Origin of the sequence: Streptomyces sp. NPDC090798, assembly GCF_044768965.1 — a bacterium.
Taxonomy (GTDB): Bacteria; Actinomycetota; Actinomycetes; order Streptomycetales; family Streptomycetaceae; genus Streptomyces.
In genome coordinates, this window is sequence record NZ_JBIVXA010000024.1 from 51,964 (window position 1) to 70,633 (window position 18,670).

The window sequence follows — 18,670 nt, forward strand, 5'->3', positions numbered from 1 at the left end:
GGGGCGGGGAGGCGCCCCGTCAGGGGCGCGGGGAACTGCGCGCAAGCCACAGAGAACCCGCACCCGACAACGCACCCCCCGACGCCAAACAAAAGCGTGGGGCGCCCCCAACCAACAGGGGCGCCCCACAACTCGGCCTAAGCCGGCGCAGCGAACCGTCAGACGTCGTAGTCCTGGTCGAACCGGTCCTTCGCCTCACGCTGCATGCGCTCGGCTTCCGGGATCGTCCGGTCGCCCCTCTGCGGGGAGCGCTCAGCCGACTGCGGGGAGCGCGCACCCTGCTGCGAGGTGCGGGCACCCGGCTGCGGGGAGTGCTCGCCGGGACGGGCCTTCTCGTGGCCGATGTCCTGGCCCATCTTCTTCTTGCCCTGCTGCTTCATCTGCTCGGCCTTGTTCTGCATCTGGTCCTTCTTGCCCATGAGGTTTCACTCCCATTTGTGGGTGAGGGGGATCGGGCTCGACCAGACTTACACGCACGGACTACGCACGCATTTCGATCAGTTACTCACGGTGATATCCCCTGCTGACGCTGCTCGTCGGCCGCCCCGCCGGCACCCACGAGCCCCGTACCCACGCCCTTGAGCCGCGGCTCGAACCGCCTCATCTCCCGCTGTCCTACCGCCCCGATGACCCCGGGGAGGTAGCCCCGGACGCCCTGCATCCCGCGCAGCCACCACTGTGCGTACACATGACCGGCCCGCCGCTCGATCCCCGCGACGATACGGTCGACGGCCGGCCCCAGCGGATACGTCTTGTTGGACGGCCACGGCAGCCGCTGCCTCAACTCCCGCATCACCTCGTCCTGATCGGCCCCGCGCACCATGTCGGTGTCGGTCCAGGACAGGTAACCGACCCCGACCCGTACGCCCTTGTGGCCGACCTCGGCGCGCAGGCTGTGCGCGTACGCCTCCACACCCGACTTGGACGCGCAGTACGCCGTCATCATCGGCGCCGGGGTGATGGCCGCGAGCGAGGCGATCTGGAGCAGATACCCCCGGCTCTCCATCAGCACGGGCAGGAACGCCCGCGCGGTGACCGCCGATCCGATGAGGTTGACCTCGATGACCCGCCGCCAGGCGACGGGATCGGACTCGACGAAGGGACCGCCGTTCGCCACACCGGCGTTGGCGACGACGATGTCGACCTTCCCGAACCGTTCCTTCACCTCGGCCGCGACCCGGGCCATCGCCTCATGGTGGGTGACATCGGCGTGCCAGAAGCCGCTTTCGCCGTGCAGCCGCTCCGAGACCTGCTTGAGCGCGTCCGGCTCCAGGCCGACCAGCGCGACCTTGGCACCGCGCGCGGAGAGCTTGCGGGCGAGGAGTTCGCCGACGCCCCGCGCGGCCCCCGTGACGACCGCGACCTGCCCTTCCAGGCTCACCTTGGTCATGCGCTGCCCTCCTTGATCTCTGCGTAGGTGGAGACGAGTTCGCGTATACGGGCGGTGACCAGTTCCGGCGCCTCCACCGGTGTCATGTGCCCGAGCCCGGTCAGCTCGGTGATGCCGACACAGTTCGGCAGGGTCGCGACCAGGGCGCGCGCGTGCACCACGGGCGTCAGCCGGTCCGCCGTACCCACCACCACGGCCGTCGGCACCTCCAACGCCCTTACCCCGTGGTCGAGATCGAGCAGATCGAGCACCTTCGACCAGGCGTGCCGCACCTTGCGCGGACAGGCGTGCACGATCCGCGCGCACGCCTCCACCATGCCCGGCGACGAACCGGCGCCCATGGTCGCGTACTTGAGGATCCGCCGGGCGACCGGTGTGACGGGCCCGAGCGGCGCGGCCGACCCGAGGATCCTCTTGGTCACCCGGGTCCGCAGCCGACCGGCCGGCATCGGCACCACCCGCGCCTCGGCCACCAGCCGCGAACTGCCCGTGCTGCACAGCAGGGCCGCCACCGCGTGCTCCCGGAAACGCGGCCGCGCCGAGGCGGCCATCAGCGTCATCCCGCCCATGGAGTGCCCGACGAGCACGGCCTTCTCGCCGGGCGCGAGCGTGGCCCCGAGCACGGCTTCCAGGTCGTCGGCGAGCGCGTCCGCGGTGCACGTCTCGCTCACCGGACTGCGTCCGTGCCCGCGCTGGTCGTACGCGATCACCCGGTGGTCGACGGCGAGGTCCCGTATCTGCGCCGCCCAGAAGGCGGTCGAACAGGTCCAGCCGTGCGCGAGGACGACGATGGGCGCGGCCGGTTTGTCCTCGGGGCCGTGCACCTCCACGTGCAACCGGGCGCCGTCGGCGGAGACGGCGGTCAGTTCCCCCGCGGGCGCGGGCGGCGCGTACGCCCCGTGCTCCACATGCGTCGGTCGACTCACGCTCCCGCCTCCACCCTCTTGGCGCCCTTGGTGCCGGATTTCTTGGTGCCGGAGTTCTTGCTGCTCGGCTCGGGTGCGCTCGACCCGTGCGTGCTCGGCTCGGGTGTGCGCGGCTCGGGGGCGCGCAGCACCTCGTACTCTCCGAGGTCCACCCGCCGGGTGGCGCTACGGAACTCGGTCGTCGTGCCGGGCCAGATGGTGGTGTTGCGGCCGCTCGCGTCGAGGTACCAACTGGTGCAGCCGCCGGTGTTCCACACGGTGCGCAGCATCCGCTCCTGGACCTTGTCGTTCCAGCCCTCCACGGCGTCGGAGCGGGCGTCGAGGGCCACGCGTCCGCCCAGGACGTCCAACTGCCGCACATAGTCGGCCATGTAGTTCAACTGGGACTCGATCATGAGGATCATGCTGGAGTTCCCGAGCCCGGTGTTCGGGCCGATGATCGTCATCCAGTTGGGGAACCCGGCCGCGGTGGCCCCGCGCAGCGACTTCATGCCGCCGCGCCACACCTCCGCGAGCGTCCTGCCCTCCGCTCCGACGACCCGGTCCGCGATCGGCATGTCGGTGACGTGGAAGCCCGTACCGAAGATGATCGCGTCGACCTCGGCCGTGCTGCCGTCGGCTGCGACGAGCGTGGAGCCGTCGATCTTGGCGAGCCCGGAGGCCACGACGTCGACGTTGGCCCGGGTGAGCGCCGGATAGTAGGTGTTGGAGAGCAGGATCCGCTTGCACCCGATCCGGTAGTCGGGGGTCAACTTGGCCCGCAGCGCCGGATCCTGGACGGCCCGCGCCATGTTCCGCCTGGCCAGCCGCTCGACGAGGCCGAGCTCGCCCGGACGCTTCGTGAACGCCTGGACCTGCAGCTCCCTGATCCCCCACAGCAGTCCGCGCCGGGCCTGTGTGGTGAAGGGCAGCTGCTTGTGCAGCCACCGTTCGGCGCCGGTGATGGCGCGGTCGACCCGGGGCATCACCCACGGCGGCGTGCGCTGGAAGAGGGTCAGCCGGGAGACGTCCGGCTGGATGGCGGGCACGATCTGGATGGCGGAGGCGCCCGTGCCGATCATGGCGACGCGCTTGCCGCGCAGGTCGTAGTCGTGGTCCCAGCGGGCCGAGTGGAAGACCTTGCCGGGGAAGGAGTCGATCCCCGGTATGTCGGGGGTCTTGGGGTCGGAGAGCGGCCCGGTCGCGGACACGACGACATCGGCGGTGAGGAAACCACGGCTGGTCTCGATCCCCCAGCGGAGCTTCTCCTGGTCCCACGTCATCATCTTCACCTCGGAGTCGAAGCGCAGATGCGGGCGCAGCCCGAAGACGTCGGTGACGTGCTCCAGATAGGCCCGGATGTGTTCCTGCCCCGAGAAGGTGCGCGGCCAGTCGGGGTGCGGCGCGAACGAGAACGAGTACAGGTGCGAGGGGACGTCACAGGCGCACCCCGGGTAGCTGTTGTCCCGCCACGTACCCCCGACGCTTCCGGCCCGTTCCAGGACGACGAAGTCGGTGATCCCTTCGCGGCGCAGCCGCACCGCGGCCCCCAGACCGCCGAACCCGGACCCGATCACCGCGACGCGCACATGCTCGTGCTCGGTCATCCCGACCATCCCACGCCTCCCTAGCCGTCCGACTCTGCCAGTAAACACTGGCGCAATGGGAGCGTAGAGCAGCTCCGTACTGATGGGTAGGGTTGCGACCACGAAAGTTACCGGCGGTACGACGTAGGGTTTCGCACGTGGCGGAGAAGCGTGAGTACCGGATGGAGGAGCTGGCCGAGGAGGCCGGCATCACCGTGCGCACCCTGCGCTTCTACCGGGAGCGCAAGCTGATCCCGCCGCCCCGCCGCGAGGGCCGTATCGCCTGGTACGACCACACGCACCTGGCCCGCCTGCGCACGATCTCGGCGCTGCTCGAACGCGGCCACACCCTCAGCGGCATCGCGGAGCTGGCCGAGGCCTTCGACCACGGCCGTGACGTCGGTGAACTCCTGGGCCTGGGCGAGCCCACCGAGGAGACCCCCGTCCGCCTCTCCCCCGAGGAGCTCGCCGACGTCTTCGCCGGCCAGGCCACCCCGGAGAACCTCGCCGCGGCCCTCGACCTCGGCTATCTCGGCACCGACGGCGGCGAGATCGTCCACATCAGCCGCCGCCTGCTCGACGTCTCGGCGGCCCTGGTCCGCGAGGGCATCCCCCTGGCCGACGTCCTCACCGCCGCCCGCCGCGTCCGCGACCACGCCGACGCCCTGGCCGACCTCTTCGCCGGCATCGTCCTGACGGAGAACCGCACCACCGAGGACCTCAAACGCCTGCGCCCCCTGGCGAAGAGCGTGGTGGAGGCGGAAGTGTCGATGGCGCTGGACCGGCGGCTACGGGACTACAGCTCGTAGACGACCGTCACCGGCGCATGGTCGGACCAGCGCTCCCCGTGCGTCGCCGCCCGCTCCACGAACCCCTTCACGGCCTTGCCCGCGAGCCCCGGTGTCGAGACGTGGTAGTCGATGCGCCATCCGCTGTCGCTGTCGAAGGCCCGCCCCCGGTACGACCACCACGAGTACGGACCCTCGGCGTCCGGGTGCAGCGCCCGCACGACGTCGACGTATCCGCCGTCGCCCGCGTCCAGGACCCGCCCCAGCCACTCGCGCTCCTCGGGCAGGAAGCCGGAGTTCTTCTTGTTGGCGCGCCAGTTCTTGAGGTCGGCCTCCTGGTGGGCGATGTTCCAGTCGCCGCAGACGACGACCTCACGCCCGTCGGCGGCGGAGCGCTCGCGCAGCTCCTTCAGATAGGCGAGGAACTCGTCCATGAACCGGACCTTCTCGTCCTGCCGTTCGGTTCCGACCTCGCCGGAGGGCAGGTAGAGGCTGGCGACGGTGACACCGGGGAGGTCGACCTCGACGTAGCGTCCGCTGGAGTCGAACTCCTCGGACCCGAACCCGATGCGCACCCGGTCGGGCTCGCGCCGGGTGTACAGGGAGACGCCCGCGCGCCCCTTGGCGGCCGCGGGGGCGTGCACGACGTGCCACCCCTCCGGCGCCCGCACCTCCTCGGGCAGCTGCCCGGGCTCGGCCCGTACCTCCTGAAGGCACAGCACGTCCGCGGAGGTCTCCGCGAGCCACTCCACGAAGCCCTTCTTGGAGGCGGCCCGGAGCCCGTTCACATTCACCGAGGTAACAGTCAGCACGCTGGCACGATACTTAATCCAATCCACCCAGAGGTCGCATACATGTACGATACCTCGCATGAGTATCCGCCCGGTCCCGTACGACCACCCCGACGCCGTCAAGCTCAACGACCAGGTGCAGGCCGAATACGCCGAGCGCTACGGCGATGAGGGCGATGTCACACCGCTCGACGCGTCGATGTTCAGGCCGCCGCTCGGCCTGTACCTCCTCGCCTACGACGAGCGGGACCGCCCGATCGCGTCCGGCGGCTGGCGCAGCCAGGACAGGAACGACGAGGGGTACGCGGACGGCGACGCCGAGCTCAAGCGCATGTACGTGACCCCGCAGGCCCGCGGTCTCGGCCTCGCCCGCCGCATCCTGGCCGCCCTGGAGGACGACGCCCGCGCGGGCGGCCGCACCCGCATGGTCCTGGAGACCGGCGCCAAGCAGCCCGAGGCGGTCGCTCTCTACCTCTCCAGCGGCTACGAGCCCTGTGCCAAGTTCGGCTACTACCGCTTCCACGAACTCAGCCTCTGCTTTGCCAAGCCGCTGACCATTCGGTGAACGAGAGAGCGTGGCCGGACAGGCAAGAACCCCGCCGGACGAATCCGACGGGGTTCTGAATTGCAGTGGACCTGAGGGGATTTGAACCCCTGGCCCCCTCGATGCGAACGAGGTGCGCTACCGGACTGCGCCACAGGCCCTTGCAACGAGTGAAACTCTAGCATCCCCGTCGGGGTGCTTGGAAATCCGTTCCTGGCTGGTCAGCCGGGGCTCCCGAGCGCCTGGTCATTCGTTGGCGGCGCGCGGCCGTTCGCCGTCCTCGTACTGGTCGAACAGCGGAGTGCGACCGCGCTCACGGGCCCGCCGGGCGGACGCGGCGCGCCGGGCGTCACTGCGGCCGTCGTCGGCGGCCTCGGCCGTCTCGGCGGCATCGTGGCCCTCCTCGGCGGCGGGATCCGCCTCCGGCTCACTCGGCTCGACGGCGCTGGAGCGCGCCGAGCTCCACGCGTCCGGCGCCCCCAGATCGACGCTGGACGTGGCCCGGGGCGCGACCGGCGCGGTCACGTACGTCGGCAGCGGAACCGGCACCGGGTCCCAGCTGTCGCCCCGGCCGGGGCCCCGCTGGCGCTCACGCTGCTGGTCGACCCACTCGGCGTGGTCGGTCTGCTCGACGAGGGCGCGGCGGTCGGCCGCGAGCGCGGACAGTCCTGGGTCGGTCTCCGGCTCGGGGCTGTCGTCGGGCTCGTCGGCGCCGGGGTCGAGGGTGGGCCGCCGGCGCGGCTGCCGCTCCCTGAGCCGCTGCGCCGCGGCCTCGGCCCGGCGCCGGTCCATGGTGTACGTGAAGCGCCGTCGCTCCTGGGCGCGCAGGTACACGATGTACGAGCTCAGCATCACGGCCGGCACGCCGGGCGCCCACAGGAACGCGAGCCCCCCGACGGCCGCCACGATCGCGCCGAGCGTGAAGGCGAGGAAGAGCATCACGGTCGTACGCCGTCGGCGCGCGAGCACCTTCGAGCGCCGGGCGCGCGCCGCGGCCTCCGCCGCGGAGGCCCGCCGCGCGGCCGGAACCCTGGAGGCCCCGGAGTTGGCCGAATCCGGTCCAGAGCCCGAATCCGACGCCGAACCCGACGACGGCGCCGATCCGGGCCCCGGCGCCGACGACTTGGACGCGGGCTGGGCCGACTGCTGCGGCACCGGCCGGCCGGCCGGTGAGGAGCCCTGTGGGGCACCTTGCCGGGCGGCGGCCTGTGGCGCCTGCTGCGGTTCGGGCTGGGCGGGCGGCGGGAGTTGGGCCTTGGTCTGCTGCCGGACCGGAGGCATGGCGAAGGCCCGGACGTCCACCGAGTTGGTGACGGCGTCCGGACCGGCGCTGGGCTCCCCCTCTTCGGCGGAGCGCGCCCGCAGGTCCTTGGCGTACCGGCGCTCCATTCCCGCCCGTCCGGACAGCAGCCGGATGGCGGTGCTGAAGCGTTCCGTCGGACGGGCTTCGTTCAGCTCGTCCTGCCTACGGAGCCACATCGGCACCAAGTAGGCGGCCCAGGCCCCGACGATGACTGCGTAGATGAGGCCGCTGCTGCTCACGCCTCACACGGTAGAGGGGTTTGCATGAGGCCATCTGCCAATTCGGCCGGTGTGTCGCACGATCCGGCTGATATTTCGAGCTTTTTTTGTGACCGATGCGATCAGCAGGCCGCAGGGAGCGCGAATTTAATGCCCCGAGCCGATCACGCACCGATCAATTTCGAACACACATTTCATTTACTGAGTGCCGGGCTTGCTCTGCTTCTCCGAACGGGCCTGCATCGATCGTGCCCGCCGCCAACGCCCCAGCAACCCCTCCGGCACCTCTTCCGCGGTGAGCGCGAAGACGAGATGGTCCCGCCAGGCCCCGTCGATGTGGAGATAACGCGGCCGGAGCCCTTCCTCACGGAATCCGAGTTTCTCCACGACCCGGCGGCTCGGCCCGTTCTCCGGGCGAATGCAGACTTCGATGCGGTGCAGTCCGACCGTACGGAAGCAGTGGTCGGTCACCAGCGCCACGGCCGTCGGCATCACTCCGCGCCCCGCCACCGACTGGTCCACCCAGTAGCCGATGTGCCCGGAGCACATCGATCCCCAGGTGATCCCGGCGACGGTCAGCTGCCCGACCAGACGGCCCTGGTACTCGATGACGAAGGGCAGCATCCGGCCCGCGCTGGCCTCGGCACGCAGATGCCGGACCATCTGACGGTAGGTCGGCCGGTGCGCTATCGGACCGCTGGGCGTGGGCGGCGGAATCGTCGCCTCCCAGGGCCGCAGCCAGTCCCGGTTGCGCCGGTTCACCTCGCGCCAGGCCCGCTGGTCGCGCACCTTTATCGGCCTCAGGACGACATCGCCGTCCACCAGCTCGACGGGCCAGGATGGGCTGTTCAGCTCGCACCCCCACTGCCGCTGGGTCTGGGGTGGTCGCCGCCACGGATCTGGTCGACGGCGTGGATCAGAAGGGGCTCCAGAACGGCCAGGCCGTCCTTCACCCCGCCGGTGGAACCCGGCAGGTTGACGATCAACGTCCGTCCCGCGACTCCGGCGAGCCCCCGGGACAGCGCCGCCGTGGGCACCTTCTCTCTTCCGAACGCCCTGATGGCCTCGGGAATGCCCGGCACCTCGTGATCGAGCACGCGCCGGGTCGCCTCGGGCGTCCGGTCGGTGGGCGAGATCCCGGTCCCGCCGGTGGTCACGATCACGTCGTACCCGCCGTCGACACCCGCGCGCAGTGCCGCTTCCACGGGGTCGCCGTCCGGCACCACCCGGGGGCCGTCGACCTCGAAGCCGTACGCCGTGAGCCCCTCGGCGATCAAGGGGCCGCCCTTGTCCTCGTAGACCCCCGCGGCGGCTCTGTTCGAGGCCGTGACCACGAGCGCGCGGTACGACGGTGCCGTCATGCCCGGCTCCAGTCGCCCGACTTTCCGCCCGTCTTCTCTTCCACCCGTACGTCCGTGATGACCGCCCCCTTGTCGACCGCCTTGACCATGTCGATCACGGTGAGGGCCGCCACGCTGACCGCGGTGAGGGCCTCCATCTCGACGCCCGTGCGGTCGGTGGTCTTCACGGTGGCGAGGATCTCGACGGCGTCGTCCGCGACCGACAGATCAAGCTTGACACCCGAGACCGACAACGGGTGACAGAGCGGGATCAGATCCGGGGTGCGCTTGGCGCCCATGATGCCCGCGATGCGCGCGGTGGCCAGGGCGTCGCCCTTGGGGACGCCCTCCCCACGCAGCAGTTCGATCACACGGGGCGAGACCAGGACACGGCCGCTGGCGCGGGCGGTGCGCGCGGTCACGTCCTTCCCGGAGACGTCGACCATGCGGGCGGCGCCCGCCTCGTCGATGTGGGTCAGTCGGTCCTGCGTACTCATGTCTGCGCGGCGCTCCCGGTCGGGCCTCTTGTGCGCGACACGGTACCGCCACTCGGGGCAGTCAGCCGAGCAGGACCACTTCGACCTCGGTGCCGGGCTCGACCGAGGTGACGTCCTCGGGGACGACGATCAGCGCGTCGGCCTGGGCGAGGGCCGCGACCAGGTGCGATCCGGCGCCGCCGACCGGGGTCACCTTGCCGTCGGCGTACCTCCCGCGCAGGAACTGCCGGCGGCCGTCCGGCGAGGTCAGCGCCTTGCCCGTCTCCAGGGTCGCCCTGGTGGTGGGGCGGTGGACGTCGTCCAGGCCCGACAGGGTGCGGATCGCGGGGCGGACGAACAACTCGAAGGAGACGTACGACGAGACGGGGTTGCCGGGGAGCGCGAGCAGCGGGGTGTGCTCGGGGCCGATCGTTCCGAAGCCCTGGGGCTTGCCGGGCTGCATGGCGAGCTTGCGGAAGTCGATGCCGCTGCCCTCCTCGTCCTCGTCACCCACCGAGGACAGGGCCTCCTTGACGACGTCGTACGCGCCGACGCTCACGCCGCCCGTGGTGACCAGCAGGTCCGCCCGGATGAGCTGGTCCTCGATGGTGGCGCGGAGCGTCTCGGCGTCGTCGGCGACCGCGCCCACCCGGTAGGCGATGGCCCCGGCGTCGCGGGCGGCGGCGCACAGGGCGAAGCTGTTGGAGTCGTAGATCTGGCCGGTGCCCAACGGCTCGTCGGGCTGGACGAGTTCACTGCCGGTGGACAGGACGACCACGCGCGGGCGCGGGCGCACGCGTACGGTGCCGCGGCCGATCGCGGCGAGCAGGCCGATCTGCGGCGGGCCAAGGATCGTGCCGGCTTCGAGAGCGCGGTCCCCCGCCTTCACGTCGCTGCCCTTCGCGCGCACATGCGCGCGTGCCTCGGCCGGGCGGTGGACGTGCACCTGGCCGGAGGCGCCCTCGGGGGCCGCGCTGTGGGCGCGCATCCCGGAGACGGGCCCCTCCCCCAGGCCGCCGTCGGTCCACTCCACCGGGACGACGGCCTCGGCGCCGGGCGGCAGCGGGGCGCCGGTCATGATGCGGGCGGCCTCACCGGGGCCCACATGGGGCAGCTCGCCCTCGCCGGCCGCGACGTCGCCGACGACCGTGAGGACCGCCGGGTACTCCTCGCTCGCGCCCGCGACATCGGCGACCCGGACCGCGTACCCGTCCATCGAGCTGTTGTCGAACGGCGGCAGGGAGACCGCCACCGTGACGTCCTCGACCAGGACACAGCCCTGGGCGTCGAGGAGTTGCAGCTCGATGGGTTCGAGGGGGCGAACGGTCGCGAGGATGTCCTCCAGGTGCTCGGTCACCGACCAGAGGTGGTCCTGGCCTGTGACACGGGTCGCGGCGCTGCTCAAATTCCTACATCTCCTCGGCTACGTAACTGCGAAGCCAGGTCCGGAAGTCCGGGCCCAGGTCCTCACGTTCGCACGCGAGCCTGACAATGGCACGCAGATAGTCGCCGCGGTCACCGGTGTCATAACGGCGGCCCTTGAAGACGACGCCGTGCACGGGGCCGCCGACCTTCTCGTCCTGCGCGAGCTGCTGGAGGGCGTCGGTGAGCTGGATCTCGCCGCCGCGGCCCGGCTCGGTCTTGCGGAGTATGTCGAAGATGTGCGGGTCGAGGACATAGCGCCCGATGATCGCATAGTTGCTGGGCGCGTCCGCCGGGTCCGGCTTCTCGACCAGGCCGGTCACCTTGACCAGGTCGCCCTCCCCGGTGGCCTCGACGGCCGCGGAGCCGTAGAGGTGGATCTGCTCGGGCTCGACCTCCATGAGCGCGATGACGCTGCCGCCGTGCTGCTCCTGGACCTCGACCATGCGGGCGAGGAGGGGGTCACGGGGGTCGATCAGGTCGTCGCCGAGGAGCACGGCGAAGGGCTCGTGGCCGACGTGCGGAGCCGCACACAGGACGGCGTGCCCGAGGCCCTTGGGGTCGCCCTGGCGCACGTAGTGCATGGTGGCCAGGTCGCTGGACTCCTGGACCTTGGCGAGCCGGTCGGCGTCACCCTTCTTCTGAAGGGCGGACTCCAGCTCATAATTGCGGTCGAAGTGGTCCTCGAGGGGCCGCTTGTTTCGGCCGGTGATCATCAGGACGTCATCGAGACCCGCCGACACGGCCTCTTCGACCACGTACTGGATCGCCGGCTTGTCGACGACCGGCAGCATCTCCTTGGGAGTGGCTTTGGTGGCCGGCAGGAACCGGGTGCCGAGGCCTGCTGCGGGGATGACAGCCTTGCTGATCCTGGGGTGCGACTCAGTCATGCGCGTAACCATATCCGGTGGCTATGAGCGCAATCTGCTGGTCCCGTTAAATAGCTCTCATATGAGCGCATAAGGAACGGTACGGAGTGAGCTGTGAGCCACGTGGGACGTGCGGCAGAGCCTGACAAGCGAATGTTGCGGCGAGGATTCCTCGCGGTGAGGAGCAGGTTGACACCTTACGACCTGCGGGAAGCCGCCGGGACCCTGGCCCTGCGGGCGCTGGAGCTGCCGGAGCTGGCGCACGCGCGCACGGTGGCGGCGTACGTCTCCGTGGGGAGCGAGCCGGGCACCCTCGCGCTCCTGGACGCGCTCCACGCGCGGGGGGTGCGCGTGCTGCTGCCGGTCCTGATGGCGGACAACGACCTGGACTGGGGTGCGTACGCCGGAGAGGGCTCCCTGGAGCGCGTCCAACACGGGGGCAGGATGGCTCTCTTGGAGCCGGCGGGCGAGCGGCTCGGCCCCGAGTCCGTCCAGGAGGCCGACGTGGTCCTGCTGCCCGGCCTGGCCGTGGACCGGCGCGGAATGCGTCTGGGCCGCGGCGGCGGCTCGTACGACCGCGTACTGGCCCGCCTGGAGCGCGCGGGGGCCGATCCCGCGCTGGTGGTGCTGCTGTACGACGCGGAGGTCGTCGAGCACGTCCCTGCGGAACCTCACGACCGTCCCGTCCACGCGGTGGTGACGCCTTCGGGGGTGCGCCGCTTCGGCTGACGGGCCCGGGTGGGTGAAAGGGCCCTCCACGCGTGCGTGGAGGGCCCTTTCACCTGCCGCCGTCAGTGACTCACGGCCACCGTCAGTGACTCACGGTCGCCGTCGGCGGCTCACGGCTTGAGCACCAGGGTGTCGCTCGTGCTCTTGTCGACCGCCTTGTCCGAGAAGGACCACGGCAGCAGTTCACCCTTGGCCCACTTGTCCGTCTGGTCGGTGTAGTGGGCGCTGTAGGCGTGCCCTGAGGCGCCGGAGAGGTTGATCCACCTCGACTTGTCGAAGTCGTCGAGGTTGACCACCATCCGCATGGACGGCACCCAGACCACGCCGTAGCCGCCGGCGGCGTTCCAGCCGGTCGCGTTGACCGTCGCCTCGCCGCCGCTGAGCTTCCAGGGGCCGCGGTTGAGCATGTACTGCAGGACGCCGGGACCGTCGGTGCCCATGGTCTGGTTCTTCAGGAACAGGCGGTGCAGCCGGCCCCAGCTCCAGGTGTCCATGTCCTTGCCGAGCTTGGCGGTCAGCTCCCAGCGGGCGTCCTTCATGGCCCGCGCGAACAGCTGGTCGCGGTTGTCGGCCGCATTGTCGAGGCGCGTCTTGGGCGCCTTCCACCAGTCGTTGTTCTGGTCGTCGATGATCTTGCGGACCACCTCGAACCAGCGGTCCCCGCCGTCCGGCTGCGCCTGGTCGGCCTCACGCTGACCGCACTCGCGCACGGTCTGGTTCTCGTCCGCGGGGCCGGTGGTGTCGACCGGGGCGACGTTCAGGCACTGGCCCTTGACCCGCAGCTCCTTGGGCAGCTTGTTGCCGAAGGCGAGCTTGAGGATGTTGCGCCAGGTCGCGTTGAAGTACGCGGCCGCCGCGGAGTCGGCGTCCTGGGTGTAGTCCCAGCCCTCCAGGAGCTTCTGCGCCTCGCGGACGTTCTTGTCGGCGACGTCGATCTTGAGCAGCTTGGGCACGATCAGCTTGGCGATCTCGCTGCTGTCGTCGAGCTGCATCTGGCGCATGTCGTCGGTCGAGATCTTGCCGCCGCCCCTGATCTTCGCCTCGATGAGATCGGTGATCCGCTGGCTGCGCGTCCCGTAGCCCCAGTCCGTGGTGAGCGTGTAGGGGTACTTGTCCTTGTCGACGACCGCCTGGTTGGCGGTCACGATGTAGCCGCGCTGCGGGTTGTACTCGTAGGGCAGCTCGGACTGCTTGATGTAGCCGGTCCACTTGTACTTGGAGTCCCAGCCGGGCGACGGGAGCGAGCCGTCGTCGCCCTTCGACCGGGTCGGGATCTTGCCGGGCAGCTGGTAGCCGATGTTGTCGTTGGTGTCGGCGTAGATCAGGTTCTGCGAGGGCACGTCGAAGGACGCGGCCGCCTTGCGGAACTCGGACCAGTTCGACGCCTTGTCCAGCTGGAAGACGGCGTCCATGGAGTTGCCCGGGTCCAGGGCGGTCCAGCGCAGCGCGATGGCGTAGCCGTCACCGCGGTCGGGCGCCCCGCTGTCGACGGTGGCCTTCTTGCCGACCTTGACCAGTTCGTCGTCGCGGTCGGAGAGCAGCGGCATCCCGTCCTTGGCCTCCCGGACGACGATCGTCTTGGTGGCGCCGCCCGCGACCTTGATCGTTTCCTTGCGGGTCGTGAAGGGCAGCACCTTGCCGTCGTACTCGTAGCCCTCGCCGGTGATCTTCTCCAGGTAGAGGTCGGTGACGTCGACCCCGGAGTTGGTCATGCCCCAGGCGATGTTCTGGTTGTGGCCGATGACCACGCCGGGCATGCCCGCGAAGGTGTAGCCGGAGACGTCGTACCGGCACTTGCTGGAGACGCTCGTGCAGTGCAGGCCCATCTGGTACCAGACCGAGGGCAGCGAGGCCGACAGGTGCGGGTCGTTGGCCAGCAGCGGCTTACCGGTGATCGTGTACTTGCCCGCGACGACCCAGGAGTTCGAGCCGATGCCGTTGCCGTTCACACCGACGGCGGTGGGCACGTTGTCGAGCACGTTGTAGAGCTTGGAGAGCTGGCTCTGCAGGCCGCCTGGCGCGGTGGTGTTCCCCGCGAGGCCGGTGCCCGTCGTGGACTGCGTCCCGCTGCCCGTCGTCGTGCTGCCGCCCTGGACGTACGACGCCGTGACGCTGTCGTACTGGCCCTCCTGGGTGATCGTCTTGTTCCGGCTGTAGGGGTACTCCGGGTACAGGTCGGCGATCTGCTTCGGGCCCAGACGGCTGGTCATCAGGGAGCGGTCGATCTCTTCCTGCATGTTGCCGCGCAGGTCCCAGGCCATCGCCTTCAGCCACGCGACCGAGTCGACCGGGGTCCACTCCTGGGGCTTGTAGTCGTTGGTGAAACCAAGGGCCGCGTACTCCAGGGAGATGTCCTTGCCGTCCTTGCCCTTCAGGTAGGCATTGACTCCCTTGGCGTACGCCTGGAGGTACTTCTTCGTGGAGGGCGACAGTTTCTTGTCGTACTCCTCCTTGGCGACCCGGTCCCAGCCCATCGTGCGCAAGAACTCGTCGTTCTTGACCTGGCTCGAGCCGAACATCTCGGACAGCCGGCCCGAGGTCATGTGGCGGCGTACGTCCATCTCGTAGAACCGGTCCTGCGCCTGGACGTAGCCCTGCGCCATGAACAGGTCCTCGTCGGACGATGCGTAGATCTGCGGGATCCCGTTGCCGTCCCGTTTGACGTCCACGGGGCCCGACAGGCCGTCGAGCGTGAGTGAACCCTTGGTCTGCGGGAAGGAGGCGCGGACGGTACTGACCCCCCAGTAGCCGCCATAGGCAACGCCTCCGAAGAGGGCCAGAACCAGGACGATCAGGACCAGTCGGGCCTTGCGCCCCTTCTTCCTGCCGGACTTGCCCGGCTTCTGGCCGGAAGAGGCGGTGGTGTTCGGGGGCATCGCTGTCCTTGCTGTCCTAACGCGAGCGGCAGGCGGTCCTGGAGTGCTGGAGCAACCATAGGCGCAGGGCCCGACGCGCCTTGACGCGGAGTCGGGTACAGGACGGACGAGCGTTCGATCTCGGCCCCTGGAGTGTCAAGAAAGCGTCAAGAGTTAGGTAAGGTAACGAAGTACTTGGACTCATGTACCGACTTCGGGTGTTCGGATCGACGTGCTCGGATCCACGCGATCACATCGATTCCACGCGTCGCCCTCGACGCGATCGCATCGAATCGACGTGTTCACATCCACACGTTCGATTCCAGTGCCCGGAATGGCGAGAAGGGAACAGCCGCTGACTGTCCACCACCTCAACCAGCTCCTGCTCGTCTGCTCGCTCGTTCTGCTCGTCGCGGTGGCAGCGGTTCGTATCTCTTCGCGCAGCGGGCTCCCCAGCCTGCTCGTCTACCTCGGCATAGGCATGGCCATGGGCCAGGACGGGGTCGGCGATGTCCACTTCAGCAACGCCGAACTGACCCAGGTCATCGGGTACGCGGCCCTGGTCGTGATCCTGGCCGAGGGCGGCCTCGGCACGAAGTGGAAGGAGATCAAGCCGGCACTGCCCGCGGCCACCTCACTGGCACTGGTCGGCATCGCGGTGAGCGTCGGGGTGACGGCCACGGCCGCCCACTACCTGATCGGCCTGGAATGGCGGCAGGCGCTCATCATCGGCGCGGTGGTGTCCTCGACGGACGCGGCGGCCGTCTTCTCCGTGCTGCGGAAAGTGCCCCTCCCCGCGCGCGTGACGGGCATCCTGGAAGCCGAGTCCGGCTTCAACGACGCCCCGGTGGTCATCCTCGTGGTCGCGTTCTGCACGGCGGGCCCCGTGGAGCACTGGTACGTGCTGCTGGGCGAGATCACCCTGGAGCTGGCCATCGGCGCGGCCATCGGCCTCGCGGTGGGCTGGCTCGGCTCCTGGGGGCTGCGGCACGTGGCGCTGCCCGCCTCCGGCCTCTACCCGATCGCCGTGATGGCGATCGCGGTCACCTCGTACGCCGCCGGCGCGCTCGCGCACGGCAGCGGCTTCCTCGCCGTCTACCTCGCGGCGATGATGCTCGGCAACGCCAAACTGCCGCACTGGCCCGCCACCCGAGGCTTCGCCGAAGGGCTCGGCTGGATCGCCCAGATCGGCATGTTCGTCCTGCTCGGCCTGCTGGTCACCCCGCACGAGATGGGCGACGACATCGCGCCGGCCCTCGTCATCGGCCTGGTGCTCACCATGGTGGCGCGTCCCCTGAGCGTCGTGGTCAGCCTGCTGCCCTTCCGGATCCCGTGGCAGGAGCAGACGCTGCTGTCCTGGGCGGGCCTGCGCGGCGCCGTACCCATCATCCTGGCGACCATCCCGATGGTGAGCGGCATCGCGGAGAGCCGCCGGATCTTCAACATCGTCTTCGTCCTGGTCGTCGCCTACACCCTCATCCAGGGCCCCACACTGCCCTGGCTGGCCCGGAAGCTGCGGCTGGGCGAGTCCGAGGGCGCCGCCGACCTCGGAATCGAATCGGCACCCCTGGAGCGGCTGCGCGGCCATCTGCTGTCCGTCGCGATCCCGAAGGGCTCCCGCATGCACGGCGTGGAGGTGGCCGAGCTGCGCATGCCCTCGGGTGCCGCCGTCACCCTCGTCGTGCGCGACGGGACGTCCTTCGTGCCGCTGCCCACGACCGTCCTGCGACGCGGCGACGAGCTGCTCGTGGTGGCCACCGACCCGGTCCGGGACGCGGCCGAGCGACGGCTGCGCGCGGTGGGCCAGGGCGGCAAGCTGGCGGGCTGGCTGGGCCTCGCGGGCAACGGCGCCGGACCGCACTCCCGACATTCCGGACAGTAAACGGGACATTAAGGGGCGATGTGCATTCACAGGCGAACACCGCCATGGTGCTCACTTTCACAGGCACCGCAGCACTCGGCCCTGTACGATGAAGGCACACCTTGATCGAACCAACTCTGCCTGAAGCAGAGCTGGCGCGACCGTATGGCGGTCGCGACGCCCCCGCAGTGGGCGGCGCGGCATCTACCGCAGTTCCGCGCAAGAGGACAGCTCTCGGCGCCGCCCGACAAAAGGGGCCGCGCTACCAGGCGGCAGAAAGGCACGGCCGTGGCATCCACGGTCACCTCCCGCCCCGGATACGGACAGCTGCTGCGCACCCGCGGCGCCTGGACGTTCCTGCTTCCCGGCTTCGCCGCACGTCAGCCCTTCGCCATGCTGACCCTCTCCCTCGTACTCCTCGTCCAGCACACCACCGGCTCGTACGGGGCCGCCGGCGCCGTCGCCGCCGTCACCGGCGTCTCCATGGCGCTGTTCGCACCCTTCACCGGCCGTCTCGCCGACCGCCACGGCCAGCGGGCCGTCCTGCTGCCCGGCGTCCTGGTGCACGCCCTGGCAGGCCTCTCCCTGACGGCGCTGGCGCTGATGGACGCCCCTTTGTGGGCCCTTTTCGTCGCCGCCGTGCCGACCGGCGCCTCGGTGCCCCAGGTCGGGCCCATGGTGCGCGCCCGCTGGGGCGTGAAGCTCCAGGACTCGCCCCTGATGACCACCGCCGCGGCCTTCGAGTCCGTCACTGACGAGCTGACCTTCGTGTTCGGCCCGCTGCTCGCCACGGCGCTGTGCACCGCCGTGCACCCGGCCGCGGGCCTGCTCACCGAAGCCGGGCTGACCCTGATCGGCGGTCTCCTCTTCGCCTCGCAGAAGAGCACCCAGCCCGCTGTCGCGGCCGCCGGGCACACACGCGTGGAGCACGGTTCCGCGCTGCGGGTCCCCGGAGTGCGCGTGCTGATCGTGACCTTCCTGGGCATCGGCTCCGTCTTCGGCGGTATGCAGGTCTCGCTCGCCGCGTTCAGCGAGTCGATCGGCGAGCCCGGTCTGAACGGCGTCCTGTACGGCGTCTTCGCCACGGGCAACATGCTCTCCGGCGTCGTCTGCGGAGCCCTCGCCTGGAAGGTGGCCCCGCAGCGGCGGCTCGTCATCGGCTACGCCGCCCTGGCCCTCGCCGCGTCCGGACTGTGGGCCGCGCACTCCGTGGTCGTGCTCGCCGGGATCGGCCTCCTGGTCGGCATGTGCATCGCTCCGTCCCTGATCACCGGCTACACGCTGGTCGAGGGCCTGGTCCCGGCGGGCGCCCGCACCGAGGCCTTCACCTGGCTGACCGGTGCCGTCGCGCTCGGCCAGGCGGCGGCCGTCACGGTCGCCGGACAGCTGGAGGACCGCCTGTGGAACGGTGCCGGATTCCTGGTGCCGATGGCCGGTACGGCACTGGCGCTGGCGACCCTGCTGGCCCTGCGCTCACGGCTGGCCACCCGACCCAGTGGACGCACCGTCGCACGTGGCGTCGGTCACCGAGTGCCGGTGACAGTGGACTGATCTCGCGGAATACGTCACTATGGATCGTCGTTAGCACTCATT

The 18,670-nt window shown here is 70.1% G+C and carries 17 protein-coding genes and 1 tRNA gene; 5 read left to right on the forward strand and 13 right to left on the reverse strand.

All coding sequences use genetic code 11. The features are described 5' to 3' along the window. Positions 1-158: 158 nt before the first annotated feature. The 4 genes from ACIQTP_RS37485 to ACIQTP_RS37500 form a co-directional block, all read right to left on the reverse strand. Entirely contained in the window at positions 159-419 is a 261-nt protein-coding gene (locus tag ACIQTP_RS37485) for a hypothetical protein (protein WP_403408387.1), read from the reverse strand. 86 nt (positions 420-505) lie between these two features. Next, a complete protein-coding gene (locus tag ACIQTP_RS37490) occupies positions 506-1,390 on the reverse strand; it encodes an SDR family oxidoreductase (RefSeq protein ID WP_403408389.1) in 885 nt (294 codons plus the stop codon). Then, positions 1,387-2,316 carry an alpha/beta fold hydrolase gene (locus ACIQTP_RS37495; RefSeq protein ID WP_403408391.1) on the reverse strand — a complete coding sequence of 310 codons (930 nt, stop codon included), beginning with the start codon at positions 2,314-2,316 and terminating at the stop codon, positions 1,387-1,389. The genes ACIQTP_RS37490 and ACIQTP_RS37495 overlap by 4 nt, the downstream gene beginning before the upstream one ends. Next, on the reverse strand, positions 2,313-3,902 hold the full coding sequence (locus ACIQTP_RS37500) for a flavin-containing monooxygenase (RefSeq protein WP_403408393.1): 1,590 nt from the start codon (positions 3,900-3,902) through the stop codon (positions 2,313-2,315). The genes ACIQTP_RS37495 and ACIQTP_RS37500 overlap by 4 nt, the downstream gene beginning before the upstream one ends. 161 nt (positions 3,903-4,063) lie before the next feature. On the opposite strand from ACIQTP_RS37500, the gene ACIQTP_RS37505 reads away from it, so the two are divergent. After that, positions 4,064-4,690, forward strand: a complete 627-nt coding sequence (locus ACIQTP_RS37505) for a MerR family transcriptional regulator (protein WP_402042787.1) — start codon at positions 4,064-4,066, stop codon at positions 4,688-4,690. On the opposite strand, the gene ACIQTP_RS37510 is transcribed toward ACIQTP_RS37505, so the two are convergent. Next, on the reverse strand, positions 4,678-5,481 hold the full coding sequence (locus ACIQTP_RS37510) for an exodeoxyribonuclease III (protein WP_403408395.1): 804 nt from the start codon (positions 5,479-5,481) through the stop codon (positions 4,678-4,680). The two genes, ACIQTP_RS37505 and ACIQTP_RS37510, sit on opposite strands and share 13 nt — an antisense overlap. A 58-nt stretch (positions 5,482-5,539) precedes the next feature. On the opposite strand from ACIQTP_RS37510, the gene ACIQTP_RS37515 reads away from it, so the two are divergent. Then, entirely contained in the window at positions 5,540-6,025 is a 486-nt protein-coding gene (locus ACIQTP_RS37515) for a GNAT family N-acetyltransferase (RefSeq protein ID WP_403408397.1), read from the forward strand. 66 nt (positions 6,026-6,091) lie between these two features. On the opposite strand, the gene ACIQTP_RS37520 is transcribed toward ACIQTP_RS37515, so the two are convergent. The 7 genes from ACIQTP_RS37520 to galU all read right to left on the reverse strand — a co-directional run bounded on the left by ACIQTP_RS37520 (position 6,092) and on the right by galU (position 11,653). Next, positions 6,092-6,165 (reverse strand) — tRNA-Ala (locus tag ACIQTP_RS37520). An 85-nt stretch (positions 6,166-6,250) separates the two neighbouring features. Continuing rightward, positions 6,251-7,546 carry a gephyrin-like molybdotransferase receptor GlpR gene (glpR, locus tag ACIQTP_RS37525; RefSeq protein ID WP_403408399.1) on the reverse strand — a complete coding sequence of 432 codons (1,296 nt, stop codon included), beginning with the start codon at positions 7,544-7,546 and terminating at the stop codon, positions 6,251-6,253. Positions 7,547-7,723: 177 nt separating this feature from the next. Beyond that, complete coding sequence (locus tag ACIQTP_RS37530; RefSeq protein WP_403408559.1) at positions 7,724-8,377, reverse strand: GNAT family N-acetyltransferase; 654 nt, start codon at positions 8,375-8,377, stop codon at positions 7,724-7,726. After that, a complete protein-coding gene (locus ACIQTP_RS37535) occupies positions 8,374-8,886 on the reverse strand; it encodes a MogA/MoaB family molybdenum cofactor biosynthesis protein (RefSeq protein ID WP_360278754.1) in 513 nt (170 codons plus the stop codon). The genes ACIQTP_RS37530 and ACIQTP_RS37535 overlap by 4 nt, the downstream gene beginning before the upstream one ends. Next, on the reverse strand, positions 8,883-9,362 hold the full coding sequence (gene moaC, locus ACIQTP_RS37540; RefSeq protein ID WP_053852462.1) for a cyclic pyranopterin monophosphate synthase MoaC: 480 nt from the start codon (positions 9,360-9,362) through the stop codon (positions 8,883-8,885). The genes ACIQTP_RS37535 and moaC overlap by 4 nt, the downstream gene beginning before the upstream one ends. Positions 9,363-9,423: 61 nt before the next feature. Further along, positions 9,424-10,746, reverse strand: a complete 1,323-nt coding sequence (glp, locus tag ACIQTP_RS37545; RefSeq protein ID WP_403408402.1) for a gephyrin-like molybdotransferase Glp — start codon at positions 10,744-10,746, stop codon at positions 9,424-9,426. 4 nt (positions 10,747-10,750) lie between these two features. Continuing rightward, positions 10,751-11,653, reverse strand: a complete 903-nt coding sequence (gene galU, locus ACIQTP_RS37550; protein ID WP_168509140.1) for a UTP--glucose-1-phosphate uridylyltransferase GalU — start codon at positions 11,651-11,653, stop codon at positions 10,751-10,753. A 132-nt stretch (positions 11,654-11,785) separates the two neighbouring features. Here galU and ACIQTP_RS37555 point away from each other — a divergent pair, with 132 nt between their 5' ends. Further along, on the forward strand, positions 11,786-12,361 hold the full coding sequence (locus tag ACIQTP_RS37555; protein ID WP_403408404.1) for a 5-formyltetrahydrofolate cyclo-ligase: 576 nt from the start codon (positions 11,786-11,788) through the stop codon (positions 12,359-12,361). 110 nt (positions 12,362-12,471) lie between these two features. Here the strand turns inward: ACIQTP_RS37555 and ACIQTP_RS37560 are convergent, their stop codons facing one another. Then, positions 12,472-15,237 carry a penicillin acylase family protein gene (locus ACIQTP_RS37560; RefSeq protein WP_403408406.1) on the reverse strand — a complete coding sequence of 922 codons (2,766 nt, stop codon included), beginning with the start codon at positions 15,235-15,237 and terminating at the stop codon, positions 12,472-12,474. 313 nt (positions 15,238-15,550) lie between these two features. Between ACIQTP_RS37560 and ACIQTP_RS37565 the strand changes: the two genes are divergently transcribed. Further along, complete coding sequence (locus ACIQTP_RS37565; protein ID WP_403408408.1) at positions 15,551-17,098, forward strand: potassium/proton antiporter; 1,548 nt, start codon at positions 15,551-15,553, stop codon at positions 17,096-17,098. A gap of 144 nt (positions 17,099-17,242) precedes the next feature. Further along, a complete protein-coding gene (locus tag ACIQTP_RS37570) occupies positions 17,243-18,628 on the forward strand; it encodes an MFS transporter (RefSeq protein ID WP_403408410.1) in 1,386 nt (461 codons plus the stop codon). Positions 18,629-18,670 lie beyond the last annotated feature (42 nt).